Annotated in this window: 12 protein-coding genes and 2 pseudogenes; 11 read left to right on the top strand and 3 right to left on the bottom strand. The window is 63.6% G+C overall.

The genetic code is table 11. The annotated features are described in order from the left end of the window. Positions 1–374: pseudogene (locus J2X50_RS23535) on the top strand (hypothetical protein); the annotation flags it as partial. Here J2X50_RS23535 and J2X50_RS23530 read toward each other — a convergent pair. Beyond that, complete coding sequence (locus tag J2X50_RS23530; RefSeq protein WP_160788003.1) at positions 344–958, bottom strand: recombinase family protein; 615 nt, start codon at positions 956–958, stop codon at positions 344–346. The pseudogene J2X50_RS23535 and the gene J2X50_RS23530 overlap by 31 nt on opposite strands. A 125-nt stretch (positions 959–1,083) precedes the next feature. On the opposite strand from J2X50_RS23530, the gene J2X50_RS23525 reads away from it, so the two are divergent. Continuing rightward, the gene (locus tag J2X50_RS23525; RefSeq protein WP_429098467.1) at positions 1,084–3,969 is read left to right on the top strand and encodes a Tn3 family transposase; all 2,886 of its coding nucleotides are present in this window, start codon (positions 1,084–1,086) and stop codon (positions 3,967–3,969) included. 77 nt (positions 3,970–4,046) lie between these two features. Here J2X50_RS23525 and J2X50_RS23520 read toward each other — a convergent pair whose 3' ends face one another. Next, positions 4,047–4,589 carry a hypothetical protein gene (locus tag J2X50_RS23520; protein WP_379015577.1) on the bottom strand — a complete coding sequence of 181 codons (543 nt, stop codon included), beginning with the start codon at positions 4,587–4,589 and terminating at the stop codon, positions 4,047–4,049. A gap of 330 nt (positions 4,590–4,919) precedes the next feature. Here J2X50_RS23520 and J2X50_RS23515 point away from each other — a divergent pair. Further along, a pseudogene (locus J2X50_RS23515) lies at positions 4,920–5,134 on the top strand (IS256 family transposase); the annotation flags it as partial. Here J2X50_RS23515 and J2X50_RS23510 read toward each other — a convergent pair. Beyond that, a complete protein-coding gene (locus J2X50_RS23510; protein ID WP_061979515.1) occupies positions 5,135–5,821 on the bottom strand; it encodes a DUF6629 family protein in 687 nt (228 codons plus the stop codon). 256 nt (positions 5,822–6,077) lie between these two features. Here J2X50_RS23510 and J2X50_RS23505 point away from each other — a divergent pair, with 256 nt between their 5' ends. The 8 genes from J2X50_RS23505 to J2X50_RS23470 are packed head-to-tail and all read left to right on the top strand — an operon-like array spanning position 6,078 to position 14,953. Next, a complete protein-coding gene (locus tag J2X50_RS23505; protein ID WP_061979516.1) occupies positions 6,078–6,440 on the top strand; it encodes an NADH-quinone oxidoreductase subunit A in 363 nt (120 codons plus the stop codon). Further along, positions 6,437–8,509 (top strand): heavy metal-binding domain-containing protein, encoded by a 2,073-nt coding sequence (locus J2X50_RS23500; protein ID WP_379015580.1) that lies wholly within the window; start codon positions 6,437–6,439, stop codon positions 8,507–8,509. Before J2X50_RS23505 ends, J2X50_RS23500 begins: the two co-directional genes overlap by 4 nt. Further along, positions 8,506–9,405, top strand: a complete 900-nt coding sequence (locus J2X50_RS23495; RefSeq protein ID WP_040427768.1) for an NADH-quinone oxidoreductase subunit H — start codon at positions 8,506–8,508, stop codon at positions 9,403–9,405. The genes J2X50_RS23500 and J2X50_RS23495 overlap by 4 nt, the downstream gene beginning before the upstream one ends. Next, positions 9,402–9,917 (top strand): NADH-quinone oxidoreductase subunit J family protein, encoded by a 516-nt coding sequence (locus J2X50_RS23490; RefSeq protein ID WP_061979517.1) that lies wholly within the window; start codon positions 9,402–9,404, stop codon positions 9,915–9,917. The genes J2X50_RS23495 and J2X50_RS23490 overlap by 4 nt, the downstream gene beginning before the upstream one ends. Further along, positions 9,914–10,225 carry an NADH-quinone oxidoreductase subunit NuoK gene (gene nuoK / locus J2X50_RS23485; protein WP_003164308.1) on the top strand — a complete coding sequence of 104 codons (312 nt, stop codon included), beginning with the start codon at positions 9,914–9,916 and terminating at the stop codon, positions 10,223–10,225. Before J2X50_RS23490 ends, nuoK begins: the two co-directional genes overlap by 4 nt. Next, entirely contained in the window at positions 10,222–12,117 is a 1,896-nt protein-coding gene (locus tag J2X50_RS23480) for an NADH-quinone oxidoreductase subunit 5 family protein (RefSeq protein ID WP_061979518.1), read from the top strand. The genes nuoK and J2X50_RS23480 overlap by 4 nt, the downstream gene beginning before the upstream one ends. 17 nt (positions 12,118–12,134) lie before the next feature. Further along, positions 12,135–13,595, top strand: a complete 1,461-nt coding sequence (locus tag J2X50_RS23475; RefSeq protein ID WP_040344977.1) for a complex I subunit 4 family protein — start codon at positions 12,135–12,137, stop codon at positions 13,593–13,595. After that, positions 13,595–14,953, top strand: a complete 1,359-nt coding sequence (locus tag J2X50_RS23470) for an NADH-quinone oxidoreductase subunit N (protein WP_003164311.1) — start codon at positions 13,595–13,597, stop codon at positions 14,951–14,953. The genes J2X50_RS23475 and J2X50_RS23470 overlap by 1 nt, the downstream gene beginning before the upstream one ends. Positions 14,954–15,001 lie beyond the last annotated feature (48 nt).

Here is a 15,001-nt window from a genome sequence, read left to right as displayed (position 1 = left end):
GTCGGGCTACGCCCTCCCGACGTTCCCCGCTCGCAGCAGCGCCAGTGGCCTGGTTTTGCGCCGCCCAATGGCCGGTTTTTGCTCCGCCGTTGACAGCGAGGCTAGTTCGCGCAGAGGGAGGTTCTATCACCTCATATGACGGTGATCGCATAATGGGTGTTTTTGTGGGCGAGTATCAATGCACCCAGGCGGCTCGGTGCGGTTTAAAAATCAACTTTGCGGTGCAGCAGATTGTCAATCCAGCGCTGAAAACCCGCTATTCTGATGCGAAGTATGCAGTGAAGCAGGTTGTTGGCATCGATGTCAGCAACATCAGGGGTCGTTTGCGGGAGGGGGCGGAATCCTACGCTAAGCCGAGAACACGCTTTCCGTAACTCCTGAGTTCGCCCTGGGGGCCGACATAGCGATAAAGGGTGACGCGCTCGATCCCGAGTTCCTTACAGAGATCGGAGACGGATGTATCGCGTTGCGCCATGGCGGCCTGAGCGAGGCGCACCTGCGCCTTGGAGAGCGCGAATTTTCTGCCTCCTTTACGGCCGCGCGCCCTGGCCGCTGCGAGTCCGGCCATGGTGCGCTCGCGGATCAGGTCTCGCTCAAATTCGGCCAAGGTTGCGAAGATGCCGAAGACCATACGGCCGGATGCGGTCGTAGTGTCGATTTCGGCGCCCTTTCCGGTCAGCACCCGCAGGCCGATCTTCTGGTCTGATAGACCCTTTACGGTGTTGACGAGATGGGCAAGCGACCGCCCGAGGCGATCGAGCTTCCAGACCACCAGTACATCGCCGACACGTAACGCTTTGAGGCATGCGGTCAGTCCGGGACGATCGTCGCGGCTGCCTGAAGCGCGATCCTCATAGATATTGTCCTGTTCGACGCCTGCGGCACGCAGAGCATCGTGCTGCAGGTCAAGGGACTGGGAACCATCGGCCTTCGAGATACGGGCGTATCCAATCAGCATGTTTCTTAAACGGCGGTTTGAGGCAGCGCAGTAGCCGGGGTTGGACTGTACGCTGGAAATGTATCTCAACCAGCTTCATAAACAAAGCATCTTGAACATCATTTGATTTTGAAAAAGGAACATGGATGCCGCGTCGTGTCACTTTAACCGATCGGCAGAAGGACGCGCTGTTGCGCCTGCCGACTTCGCAGGCGGATTTGCTCAAGCACTACACGCTGAGCGACGAGGATCTCGGGCATATCAGGCAGCGCCGCCGCCCGCACAACAGGTTTGGCTTTGCCCTGCAATTATGTGTTCTCCGTTATCCTGGGCGAGTGCTGGCCCCGGGTGAGCTGATTCCGGCGGAAGTCATCGAGTTCATCGGAGCGCAGCTTGGTCTGCACGCCGACGATCTCGTTGATTATGCCGCGCGCGAGGAGACGCGACACGAGCACCTTGCCGAATTGCGGGGGCTCTACGGATTCCGTACCTTCGCCGGACGCGGCGCGCGCGAACTGAAGGAGTGGTTGTTCCGGGAAGCCGAGTTGGCGGTTTCGAACGACGATATCGCCCGTCGCTTCGTAATCGAATGCCGTCGCACCCGCACGGTTCTCCCTGCGACATCCACGATCGAGCGGCTTTGTGCCACGGCTCTGGTCGATGCTGAGCGGCGGATCGAGACAAGAATTGCCGGCCGCCTTTCACCGCCCATCCGGGAGCAGTTGTTGGCATTGCTCGAGGACACGGTTGACGATCGGGTGACCCGTTTCGTCTGGCTGCGGCAGTTCGAGCCCGGTTCGAACTCTTTGTCTGCGAATCGGCTTCTTGACCGGCTAGAATACCTGCAACGTCTCGATCTTCCCGAGGATCTGCTGACTGGAGTTCCCGCTCATCGCGCAACGCGGCTGCGCAGGCAGGGCGAGCGGTACTATGCCGACGGCATGCGTGATCTCCCGGAGGACAGGCGGCTTGCGATTCTGGCCGTGTGCGCGTCGGAATGGCAGGCGATGCTCGCCGACGCCGCGATCGAAACCCATGATCGGATCGTCGGCAGGCTATACCGGGCCTCGGAACGGATTTGCCAGGCGAAGGTTGCGGATGAAGCGAACGCGGTGCGCGCCGCCTTGAAATCCTTCGCCGAAATCGGTGGGAGCTTGCTCGATGCACAGGATGACGGCCAGCCGCTGGAAACCGTCATCGCGGATGGATCGGGCTGGGACGGCTTCAGGGCCCTTGTCGCCACGGCCGCCAGCCTGACCGCCATCATGGCGGACGACCCGCTCAATCATGTGCTCGACGGCTATCATCGCTTCCGGCGCTATGCCCCACGGATGCTGCGTTTACTCGACCTTCGGGCCGCGCCGGTCGCGAGGCCGCTAGTGGAAGCGGTGATGATCCTGCGCAATGGTTTGAACGATACAGCGCATACCGACTTCCTGCGGCCGAGTTCGAAATGGCATCGTCATCTTCGCGCCCAGGCGGCTGGCGACGGCCGCCTTTGGGAGATCGCGGTGCTGTTCCATCTGCGCGACGCGTTCCGCTCGGGGGATGTCTGGCTGGTACGATCCCGGCGCTACGGTGATCTGAAACAGGTTCTCGTTCCTGCGCAAGCCGTGGCGGAAAGCAGCCGTCTCGCTGTACCATTGCGGCCTGAGGAATGGCTGGCAGATCGGCAAGAGCGCCTCGATATCCGGTTGCGCGAGCTTGGCCGCGCCGCGCGCATGGGCACGATTCCCGGCGGGTCGATCGAGAACGGCATCCTGCATATTGAAAAACTTGAAGCCGCTGCACCGGACGGTGCCGAGGATCTGGTGCTCGATCTTTACAAGCAGATACCGCTCACACGCATCACCGATCTTTTGTTGGAGGTCGACGCCGCGATCGGCTTCTGCGAGGCCTTCACCCATTTGCGCACCGGTGCGCCCTGCGCCGACCGGATCGGACTGATGAACGTCATTCTCGCGGAAGGGGTCAATCTCGGCCTGCGAAAGATGGCGGACGCCACAAACACCCACACCTTCTGGGAACTGATCCGTATCGCACGGTGGCATGCCGAAGGCGAAGCCTACGACCGGGCACTGGCCATGGTGGTTGAGGCGCAGGCCCGTTTACCGATGGCTCAATTCTGGGGCGCTGGTATCTCAGCATCGAGCGACGGTCAGTTCTTCGCCGCGACCGAGCAGGGCGAGGCCATGAACCTGGTCAACGCGAAATACGGCAACACCCCCGGCCTGAAAGCTTACACCCACGTCTCAGATCAATACGCACCGTTCGCAACCCGGGTAATCCCCGCAACAGCAAGCGAGGCGCCCTACATCCTCGACGGCCTGCTCATGAACGATACCGGCCGCCATATCCGTGAGCAGTTCGCCGATACTGGTGGCTTCACCGACCACGTCTTTGCCGCCTGCGCCATTCTCGGCTACCGGTTCGCTCCGCGCATCCGGGATCTGCCGTCCAAACGGCTCTATGCGTTCAATCCGTCTGCCGCGCCGGCGCACTTGCGCGCCATGATCGGCGGAAAGATCAACCAGGCCATGATTGAGCGCAACTGGCCCGATATCCTGCGTATCGCCGCCACCATAGCGGCCGGAAGTGTCGCGCCCAGCCAGATCCTGCGCAAGCTCGCCTCCTATCCACGGCAGAACGAACTGGCGACAGCTCTCCGAGAAGTCGGCCGCGTCGAGCGCACGCTGTTCATGATCGACTGGATTCTGGACGCCGATTTGCAACGTCGTGCCCAGATCGGCCTCAACAAGGGCGAGGCCCATCACGCGCTGAAACGGGCCATCAGCTTCCACCGGCGCGGCGAAATACGCGATCGTTCCGCTGAAGGCCAGCATTACCGTATTGCCGGCATGAACCTGCTCGCCGCCATCATCATCTTCTGGAACACCATGAAGCTCGGCGGCGTCGTTGCCACCCAGAAGCGCGAGGGAAAGCTGCTATCGGCCGATCTCCTGGCCCATGTCTCGCCGCTCGGCTGGGAGCACATCAATCTCACCGGCGAATACCGATGGCCGAAACCTTAGCGTAGGATTCCGCCCCCTCCCGCAAACGACCCCCTCATCGGCAACAAGCTGGTGCCCAGAAGCCGGCAAGAACGGCTTCAACCCGCCTCCAGCGCGCCGCCGAGCCGGCTCGGCGAATAATGCGGGGTGACATAGAGCGGCAGCGCGCTCACCAGCGTGGCGTAGAGATAGACGCCCGAGATGTTCTCAAAAAGGAACGAACGCACCAGCGTCGGCGCAACGACCCGCAGGGCCGTCGCACGGCTCCCCCCAAAGGATCCGAACCAATCAGCTGACAAGAAATAGATCAAGGCATGCAGCCCGACAAAACCGAGCACACGCACGGGCAGGTCTGCAAGAACGATGGAACTGAGTTTGTAGCTGCGACCCGGAGTTGCAACAATCCACGCAAAGAGAAAGAAACTCACGTAGTTCAACAAGAAGACAACCGGAAGACCATTCGTCACGACCTGCCGCAAGAACCTGCTGAGCGGCGGACCACCACCCAGCAGAAGAGTGCCGAAGCCGGGGGGCAGTATCACGTAAGCCAGAAGCACCGGGATCAGGCCGAGGAGGCTGAAAACGAGTGCATTTCGCGCGAAACGCAGGGCCGGCATGTTGATGGCGAAATGTTTCCGCATGAACCGCAATCTGACACGCTTGTTGAATGAAGGTCGATAGCACGATTGTGGTGTAGGAAATGGATTAGCAGCCAGCCTAATTAATGCTCGATGCTTTTTCGCCTTTGGGTCGAACAGGATAGATACCTGTGCGCCTAGCGCGCCCCGGTAAAAAATTTCGTGAAAGTGTAGGAGCGTTAAGGGCTAGGGCCAAAGACAAAGAATGGTGCTTTGGGGCGAGTCACCGATGCCAGCCCATGCCGTCGGGTACGAACAACCATGCGTTCGGGTTCTACTTGGCCCAACGTCCAATTTTTTGGGCTACGAAACCCTGAACCAGATGGAATAACGATGACCGACGAGAGAATGGCGCTGTTCGTCTGACCAAAAAGCAGGCCGAAAGGGATCTGGTGCGCGAGATGCTGGCCTATGCGGCCGCCCGGATCATGGAGGTGGAAGTGGAACTGCGCACCGGCGCCGCGAACGGCACGCGGTCACCGCTGCGCGAGGTTCAGCGTATTGGATACCGGGAATGGGACAGGGATGTGCTTGTCGGCACCGCGGCGTCAGGCAAATAGTTCAGGGCACTCACGGGCGCATTTATTAGTCAGGATAATGTAGACCAGATGCAGCGTTGCGAGACCCGCCAGCAGGCAGAAAAACGAAATATATGCGAATTGCAGGAAGGCGATATCGACCACGATCACCGCCCCCAGCGTCAGGGCGAAATGGCGCATGTGTTTGTAATGCGACAGCGCCGGTGGCAGGGTGATGAGGGTCACATAGATCGTATTAGTCAGCCAGCGCGGCATCATGAAATCAAGCCACATGGATTTTTCATAGGCCAGTGACTGGTTGTTGATCTCGACCACGACCATGCTGCTGTTCAGCCCGTGCGGGATGTAGAGCAACAGCCCGAAGGCCAGCCCGATCAGCGCCATGAGGCGGAACAACCGCTTGCGCGGACTGTCATCCGGTTCAAGCACGTAGACCGAGAACGGCACCCAGATCGGCCACATGAACCATGTGAAGAAGATGAAACCCATCGCCCCCCACAAGACCGTCAGGGGATCGTTTCCGTTCATGCCGACCCAGACGAAGCCCTCGGTGAACTGCTGCAGTCCGGCAAAAAGCGGCATCAGGGCAAGCGGGAGATAGCGTTTGTTGCGCCGCCAAGCCACAATTGAAATGGCCGTGCCGCCGCCAACAAGAAAAACACTGGCGGCAAAGCTGACTTGAGCGGACAGGCACATTTGACTTCCCTCTGTCATGTTTGTTCGGATCGTCAATCATGCAACGCTAAATCACCGGCCACCCAATTGGAAGAAACCAATTGGAGACCTGTGTTCTTGAAGTCCCAAGCCCGGAATTTTCGGAGAGCTGTAATAATCCGTTGCGCGCAGCGTCTTAGCATAACGGCAGCATGGCCGCTGGCGTTGGTTTGATTGTGCCTTTCTGCTTAAACCCTTAACACTTTAGAGAGTCGAGCACCCGAAGGAGATAACACGGATGAGCGAGCTTTCCCAATACGCGATCCTTTTCGGGCTGAGTGTCGGTGTGTTCGGTTTCGTGCTCAGCCTCTACGGGCTCGCCCGGGCCATCGGGCGCACGCGCTCGGAACCGGGCAAGGACGTGCCCGCCACGGCCGGTACCTTGTCGCGCGATCCGGTCTGGGTCCGCTATCATGCGCGCTATGCCGGTTATGCGCTGCTGTTTCTGGCCTTTGATATGGAGATGGCGTTCATGTATCCGTGGGCGGTCGTCTACCGCGAAGAAGGGCTGATCGCATTGCTCGACATGGGCGTTTTCCTCTCAATCCTGTTCCTGGGCCTGCTCTATGGCTGGAGCCAGGGCGCGTTGAGGCGGCAATGACCATAGCCGGGGCGCGAGAGGGCGCGATGTACGGGATCAGGCGGGCGGTCGCGGCGGCCATGGCGCGCGATCTGACGGCCTTTGTGCTGCCCGGCCCGTCTGTCGCGCGGTCGATGGGGATCGACCTTGCCAATGCGCACCTGCGGATTGTGGGCACCCCGCGCCATGCGAACGTGCTGATTATTGCGGGCCCCTTGGACGTAGGGCTGCGCGATGCGGCCGCCGTGGCCTATGCACAGATGCCGCGTCCGCGCACGATCCTTGCACTGGGCGCGGGCGACATCGCCCCGTTGCCCGATGCGGACGTCTCGGCACCACTGACACAGGCCGGGCTGCACTCTGGGTTGGCCGATCTGCGCCGCGTTGTCGCGGCAGGCGCGTTTCGCGCAAACACCGGGGAGTTTACCGCCGCCGCTCTTGAGGTGCGCGTGGAATACACCTGCCCAATGCATCCCGAGATTGTCCGCGACGCCCCCGGAGACTGCCCCAAATGTGGCATGACGCTGGTGCCGCGCGAAACAGCGTCCGATGGACATGGTGGGCACGGTGGCCACGACATGCCCCGGGAGGACAGGCCAAACCCCGCCGATCACGCACATGCGGGCCACGCTCACGACGCGGGCGGGTCGGGGGCATACACTTGCCCGATGCACCCCGAGGTGATCAGCGACGCATCAGGCAAGTGCCCCAAATGCGGCATGAACCTGGCGAAGGCGGAGGAGGTGGAAAGCCACGGTCACGGGCATGGGCATGGGCACGCAAGCCACGCGCCCTCCGCGCATGGCGATCATGCCGGTCACGACGACAAGGCGGGCGGGTCGGGGGCATATAGTTGCCCGATGCACCCCGAGGTGATCAGCGATGCACCGGGCAAGTGCCCTAAATGCGGCATGAACCTGGTGAAGGCGGAGGAGGTGGAAAGCCACGGTCCCGGTCACGGTCACGGGCATGGCGGTCACGGCGGGCATGGCAAACAGCAGGACCATTCCGGCCACGATGGGCATGCCGGACATGGCGGCCACTCCAAGGCCACTATCGACGGGATCGAGCCGCATTTCATGTCGATGGTCGAACTGACGGAAGGCCAGCCGCGCAGCAGCGACGGGTTGCAGATGGACTGGATCGAGGTGCCGTTCGGGCCGTTCTTTCCGGGCCTGCCCGCAGGGCTGCGCCTGACCCTGACGCTGGACGGCGATACCGTGGCGGCCAGCGAGGTCAGGAGCCTTGTGGGCAGGGCGGAACTGGTGGATGGTCCGCCGATGGCGGTGGTCGATTTCGTCGAGCGTCTGGCCGCGATGATGCCGCTCAGCCCCGTGGCCTATCGCATTCTCGCCTGCGCATCGATCGAGGAGGCCGCCCGCGTCGACCCCGGCCAGAACGCGCGCCGTGGCCGCGCCGCCGCGGGGGAACGCGAGCGGATCGTCAGCCATCTGGGCTGGTTGGCCGAGTTCGGCACGCAGTCGGGGTTTCTCTGGCTTGCCGCGCGGGCCGGGGCGTTGCAACTGGCGGTGCGGGACGCTGACATTGACGGGATCGCCGCGCAGGCCCTGGCGATCCGGCGGCTGATCCGCCGGGTCGAGGCAGCGCCGCTGATGCGGATGCGGCTGGGACGGATTGCGCGCATCGGCAAGGACACCCCGGCGAGCGGCCCGGTGGACCGGGCGCGGGGTGGCGGATCGGATGCCCGTACGGGTGATCCAACGCTGAAGGATCTCGGGTTCGAAATGCGCGTCCGCAACGGCGGCGATGCGCTGGCGCGGCTGCGGCTGCGCTGCGACGAGATCGCCCAAAGCCTCGACCTGATCGCGGCCGCCGGGATGATTGCTGTGCCGCAGGTGCCGGATGTGGACAGGGTGTCGGGCGAGGGCGAGGCTCGCATCGAAACACCGCGCGGCACGGCGTCGCTGCGCGTGAAGCTGGCCAATGGCAAGGTGGTCGAGGCCGATCTCGACACGCCGACAGACGTGAACATCGCCCTTGTCGAAACGGTGACGGCGCAGCGGGAACTGGGCGATGCCCTGAGCGCCGTCGCCTCGCTCGACCTGTCGCCCTGGGAGGTGCGTGGATGAGCATTCTTGTCGTTCTCCTGTCGCTCGCCGCCGGGGCCTATGCGCTGGCCGTCATCGAACGATGGGCCGTGCATGGACACCTGAGCCTGACGGGTCCGGCCTGGGCCGCCCTGGCGCTTATGGGGCAGGAATCGCTGCTGGCGCGCAAATCTGACTGGTTGTTCTTTGAGCTTGGGCCGGTGCTGCTGTTGGTGGCGGGGCTGATGGCGGTGGCGGTGATCCCGCTGGCACCGGAGCTTATCATTACCGATCTGGCCACCGGGGCGCTGTTTTTGAACGCTGCGCTGGCCTATGTGCTGGTGGCGCTGATCATGGCGGGCTGGGGGCCGAACGGGGCCTACGCAATGATTGCGGGCTGGCGGTTCCTGGGCCAGTTCATTGCCTATGCCATGCTGATCGTGATGCCGATCACCGCCGTCGCCATGCGGGCGGAGTCGCTCTCGACGGTTGAGATCGTCGCCTCGCAGGCGCAGCTCTGGAACGTGCTGTACCAGCCGATGGGGTTTGTCCTGTTCGTCGTGGCGGCGATGGGGCTGGCCTGGCTGCCGCCGCTGGACCTGCCCGATGCTACCGGCGAATTGGCCGGCGGGGTCGAGGCAGAATATACCGGCGTGCGGCTGGCGGTGCTGCGGCTGGCGCGGATGGTCATTATCCTGGCGCTGGCGGGGGCGACGGTGACCTTCTATTTGGGCGGCTGGCTGGGCCCGTGGCTGCCCGCCTGGGCCTGGAGCGCGATCAAGATCCTGGCCGTGGCTGCGGCTATGCTGAGTGTCGGACGCTACATGCCGCGCATCCGCGAGGCGCGCTATCTGGCGCTGAGCTGGAAGCTAGGGATCTCGCTGGCGCTGGCCAATGTCTTTGTCGTGGGCGTGATCGCCCTGGTGGTGCCGATATGACGGTTCAGATGATCTTTCTGGCGTTCTTCGGCGGCGCGGCGATGTGGTTCGGCGTCGTGGTCTTTCGCACCCATTCGATGGTGCGCTCGGCGTTGGCTCTGCTGTTCTCGCAGACCGCGATCGGGGCGATGTTCCTGGTCATGCAGGCCGAGTTTCTGGGCGTGTTGCAGATCATGATGATGGCCACGGAAATGAGCGTGATGGCGATTTTCATGGTGATGTTCATGATGGATCCGGGTGGCCTGGGCAAGATGGACATGACCCACCAGAAACGCCTGTCGCTCTGGGCCGGGGGCATTGGGCTGCTGGCCGCCTTGCTGCTGGTCTGGCTGCCAGATTGGGGTCCGGTCGCCCTGTCGGTGCCCGGCGCGCATGAACAGGCCGCCGATCTGGGGCGCGAATTGCTGGGCCGGTCGATGTTCATTTTCCAGTCGGCGGGGCTGACCATCCTCACGGCGATGATCGCGGCCACGATGGTGGCCATTGTCCCCAACGCGGAGCAGCGCAAATGATCCTGGAGCTGATGATCGCGCTCGGCGTCGGCGCGGGGCTGTTTGGTGTCGGGCTCTACGGCGCGCTCAGCCAGACCAACCTGGTGATGATCATCATGGGGGTCGAGCTGATTTTGGCCGCAGCACTGGTCAATCTGGTGGCCTTCTGGCGCTATCTGCACCCCGATGAACCTGCCGGTCAGATGTTCGTGCTGATCGTGATGGCGGTGATGGCGGTCGAAATGGCGGTCGGCTTTGCCATTGCCATCGCGCGGTTCCGGGTGCGCGGATCGGTCGAGATGGAAGAAGCGCGGGAGTTGAAGGGATGACGATGCTGGCACTCACCCTCCTCGCGCCGCTTCTGGCGGGGCTTGTGGCGCTGGCGCTGCGCCGCGCACCCGAAGCGATTGCGCTTGCGGGCGTCGGCCTCGGGTTCCTCGCGGCGATGGCGGTTCTAGCGGGTGCGATTGCGGGCAATGCGGTGCAGATGGTCCTGCCGGGCCTGCCGCAAATGCCGCTGCGGCTGGTCGCGACGCCGCTGACGGCGATCGTTTCGGCCATGGTGGCGACGGTGGCGGCTTTTGTGGTGGTCTATGCCGTGGGTTACATGCGCAGCGACCCCGAAAGGCCGCGCTTTTTCGGCATCCTGCTGCTGTTTGTCGCGGCGATGCAGGCGCTGGTGCTGGCGGGCGACTGGATCACCGTGCTGGCCGCGTGGGAACTGATCGGCTTTTCCAGCTATCTGCTGATCGGCTTCTGGCATGGCCGCGACGGCGTGCCCAATGCCGCGATACGGGCGTTTCTGTACACCCGCAGCGCCGATCTGGGCCTTTATCTGGGGATTTTTGTGCTGATCGGCTGGGCCGGCACCTCGGAAATCTCGGCTACATTGGCGATTAGCGGCACGCCCGCACTGGTCGCCGGGTTGCTGTTGCTGATCGGCGCGATGGGCAAGTCGGCGCAGGTGCCGTTGCAGGACTGGTTGCAGCGCGCCATGGCCGGCCCGACGCCGGTCTCCGCTTTGCTGCATTCCGCGACTCTGGTGGCGGCGGGGGCGATCCTGCTGATCCGCGTGGCGCCGATGCTGCCGTCGGGTGCGCTTCTGGCCGTTGGCCTGGTGGGCGGCATAACGGCGGTTGTCACCGGGCTGATCGCGCTGGCCGAGCGGGACCTGAAGCGGCTGCTGGCGGCCTCGACCTCCAGCCAGTACGGGCTGATGTTGTTGGCCATTGGCGCGGGTGTGCCGGCGGCGGCGCTGCTGCACCTGATTGCCCACGCGGCGATCAAGAGCACGCTGTTTCTGGGCGCGGGCGTGTTCCAGCATGATCGCGACGGCACCGATATGGAGGCGGTCGCGGGCGCGGGCCGGACGCGCCCGCTGATCCTTGCTGCCTTCGGCATTGCCGCGCTGGCGCTGGCGGGTATTCCGCCGCTGGCCGGGTTCTTTTCCAAGGACGCGATCATCGCCGCCGCTCTGGCCGCTCCGGGTGCGATCTGGCTGGCGCCCCTAGCGCTGGCGGGTACAGTTTTGACCGGCGCCTATATGGCGCGCGCACTGCGGGTGTTGTGGGGCGGCGAGGCACAGCCGGTTTCCGGCAAGGGCATGGGCTGGATGTCTGCGGGCATGGCGGTGCTGACGGCGCTGGCGGCGGGGCTTGGGTTCGCCTTCGCGCCGCTGGAACATCTGCTGGAGTCCGAGCTGCCGACGGAAGGGGCCGCGATGATCCTCGGGCTTGCCGCCGCGCTGAGCGGCCTGGTGCTGGGCTGGTTCATCCAACCTGCCCGCCTGATGGGGCCGGTTCTGCCGATGGCGCAGCGCGGCTTTGCCGTCGCGGGCGGTATGGACGGGCTGGTGCTGCGCCCGTCGCTGGCTTTTGCCGCCGCCTGTGAAGGATTCGAACGGCGTCTGCTGGCGTCGCAACTTGGCCTTGTGCGGATCTTGAGCCTTGGCACCGCATCCAGTGCCGAGCGTTCAGACAAACGGCTTTATGCCGCGACCCTTCAGGTGGGCCGGATGAACCTGCGCCTTGGCGACGGCGCCGAAAACACCGACACCCATGGCATCGACGGGCTGATCTTCGGCCTTGTCGCCCGGACAATCGCCGCCGGCCGCCGCCTGCGCCTGCTGCAAAGCGGGCTGATCCACCGCGAACTCGCCCTGACAGTCATGGGCATTGCCGTCATCGCGGCGGTGCTGCTGATCTTACCGATGTCCTCCTGAAGAAAGACGACCCCGCCATGCCCCTTCTCTCGATCTCCGTCTTTCTACCGCTTCTTGGTGGCGTGCTGCTGATGGCCCTGCCAAACAAGTCGGCGCGCATCGCCCATGGCGTTTCCATCGCCACCACCGGGCTGACCTTCGTTGTGACGCTGGCGATCTGGGCGCGGGGCACGCTGCCGGACGGTTTCGCGCAGGTCGAGGAAATCGCCTGGATCCCGGCCATTGGTGCCGCCTTCCGGGTTGGCGTCGACGGGCTGAGCCTGCCGCTGATCCTGCTGACCTCGCTGCTGTTTTTCCTGTCGGCAATCTATGCGGCGCGGATCACCGACCGCCCGGCGGTCTTTGTCGCGCTGATGCTGATGCTGGAGACCGCGTCGATCGGCACCTTCGCGGCGCTGGACGCGCTCCTGTTCTACGTCTTCTTTGAAGTGTCGCTGGTCGGCATGTACTTCATGATCGTCGGCTGGGGCTATGAAGAACGCCAGCGCGCCGGGCTGATGTTCTTCATCTACACGCTGCTAGGCTCGCTGCCGCTGTTGCTGGCGATCATCGGGCTGTATCTGGCCACGGGAAGTTTTGACATGCGGCTGTGGATCGAGGCGCCGCCACTGACTGGGCTGGCGGCGATGCTGGCGCTGATCGCGATGCTGTTCACCTTCGCGGTCAAGATCCCGTCCTTTCCAGTGCATACTTGGCTGCCCGCGGCCCACGTGCAGGCCCCGACCGTGGGCAGCGTGATCCTCGCCGGGGTGATGCTGAAATTCGGCACATACGGCCTTGTGCGTTTCGCCTTACAGATGACGCCCGACGCCTTTGCGCAGGCCGGTCAGGTGGTGCTGGCCTTTGGCGTATTCAGCGCCCTTTACGGTGCCTTCGTGGCGCTGGCGCAGTCAGATCTGAAGAAGATGATCGCCTATACGTCGGTGAACCACATGGGCTATGTGGTGATCGGCGTCGCGGTGGCGGCGCTGACGCTGGACCCTGACTTGCGGGCGGTCGCGCTCAATGGTGCGACCTTGCAGATGGTCAGCCACGGCATCGTCACCGGGGCGTTGTTCTTTCTCGTCGGCATGTTGCAGTCGCGCGCCCACGAACGCGAGATGACCGCGTTCGGCGGGCTGCTGGGGCAGGTGCCATGGCTGGGCTGGGCCTTCGTGCTGTCGGCCTTTGCCTCGCTCGGGCTGCCGGGGTTGGCGCATTTCCCGGCTGAATTTCAGATCTTCCTGGCCACACTGAATGCCCAGCCCTGGGCCATCGTGGCGATCATCGCCATCGTGGTGACGGCGGGGCTTTATCTGCGCGCGATCGCGGCGGTATTTCTGGGCGAGCGAAACGAGAAATGGGCGGCGATGCCCGATCTGGACCGGGGCGAGATGCTGGCCATCGTGCCGCTGCTTGTCCTCATCATCCTGATCGGGGTGGCGCCGTCTTGGTTGCTGAACATGATCGACGTGACGATGCGGGCGCTGCAACTCTGATGGCGCGCGACCTGTCCTTTCTGTTTCCCGAACTGATGTTGGCCTCGACGGTCGTGCTGATGCTGGTGGCCGAGATGCTGCGTGCGCCGCGTCTGGCACTGACATTCGGGCTGATCGGGCTGGGCCTGTCCACCGCGCTGACGTTGCCGCTGCTGGAGGCCGACACCAGCGTCTTTGGCGGCACCTACCGAGTCGATCTGCTGTCGGGCTGGGCCAAGCTGATCCTGCTGCCAGGCACCGCGCTGGCGCTTCTGATGACGCGGGCCGAGATTGCCGGGAAGGACCGCGAGGGAAGTGTCTATACGCTGCTTTGTCTTGTGACGCTTGGGGCGCTGATGCTGGCGGGCGGTGGCGACATGATGCTGCTGGTGCTGGGCGTGGTGCTGACGGGTCTGGGCTCCTTCGCGATGGTAGCCTGGCCGCGCGACGATGCGGCGACCGAGGCGGCGATGAAATATCTGGTGTTCGGCGCCGTCACCGGATCGGTGATGATCTACGGGCTGACCTTCTGGTTCGGTGGTGCCGGATCGACGCTTTTTTCCGAGCTTGGTGCGCTTCAAAGCAAGCCGCTGATCGCGCTGGCGGGGCTGGTCGCGGTGCTGATCGGACTGGGCTACAAGGCGGCGCTGGTGCCGTTCCAGTTCTGGGCACCCGACGCCTATGACGGCGCGCCGGTATCGGTCGCGGCTTTTCTGTCGGTGATCACCAAGGTGGCGGCGATTTTTGCCTTTGCGCAGGTGCTGCGCGATCTGCCTGTCGCTACCGGCTGGCCCGTCGTCGTCGCGCTGATCGCGGCGGTGACGATGTCATTCGGCTATCTGGCCGCCCTGGTGCAGAGCAATGTCGTGCGGCTGCTGGCCTATTCCTCGGTGGCGCAGGCGGGCTATTTCATGCTGGGGATTGTGGCGCTTGGCACCAGTCCGTTGGCCCTGCCTTCGGTGATCGTGTTCGGCGCGGCCTATGTGGCGATGAACCTTGGAGCCTTTGCAGTCATAGTGATCGCGGGCCGCAATCTGGACGACTTCAAGGGCTTCGGCCGCGCGCGCCCATTGATCGGTGTGGCGATGGTCGTGTTCCTGCTGTCGCTGACCGGTATTCCGCCGCTCTTCGGCTTTGTCGGCAAGGTGCTGCTGTTCGGAGCCGCGATCGAGGCGGGCTATCTTTGGCTGGCGGTGATCGGGATCCTTAACAGCGTGCTGGCGCTGGCGGTCTATCTGCGCATCGTGGTGCCGATGTATCAGGCGCGCGATGGCGAAGCGGTTCGGGCAGAGGTCGCGCTGCCGTTGTTGGTTGTGCTAGGTGCGACCGCGTTGGTCACGGCGCTGATGGGGCTGTTCGCGGGAGTGTTTCCCGGGTGACTTAAGGCGCGGTTTTGTGCCAGTCGGTCAAAGTGGTGATCTTGCTAT

The sequence above is a fragment of the Aminobacter sp. BE322 genome (assembly GCF_050433525.1).
GTDB lineage: Bacteria > Pseudomonadota > Alphaproteobacteria > Rhizobiales > Rhizobiaceae > Aminobacter.
The sequence above is the reverse complement of the archived record's forward strand: the minus strand, read 5'-3'. Positions and strand labels throughout refer to the sequence as shown.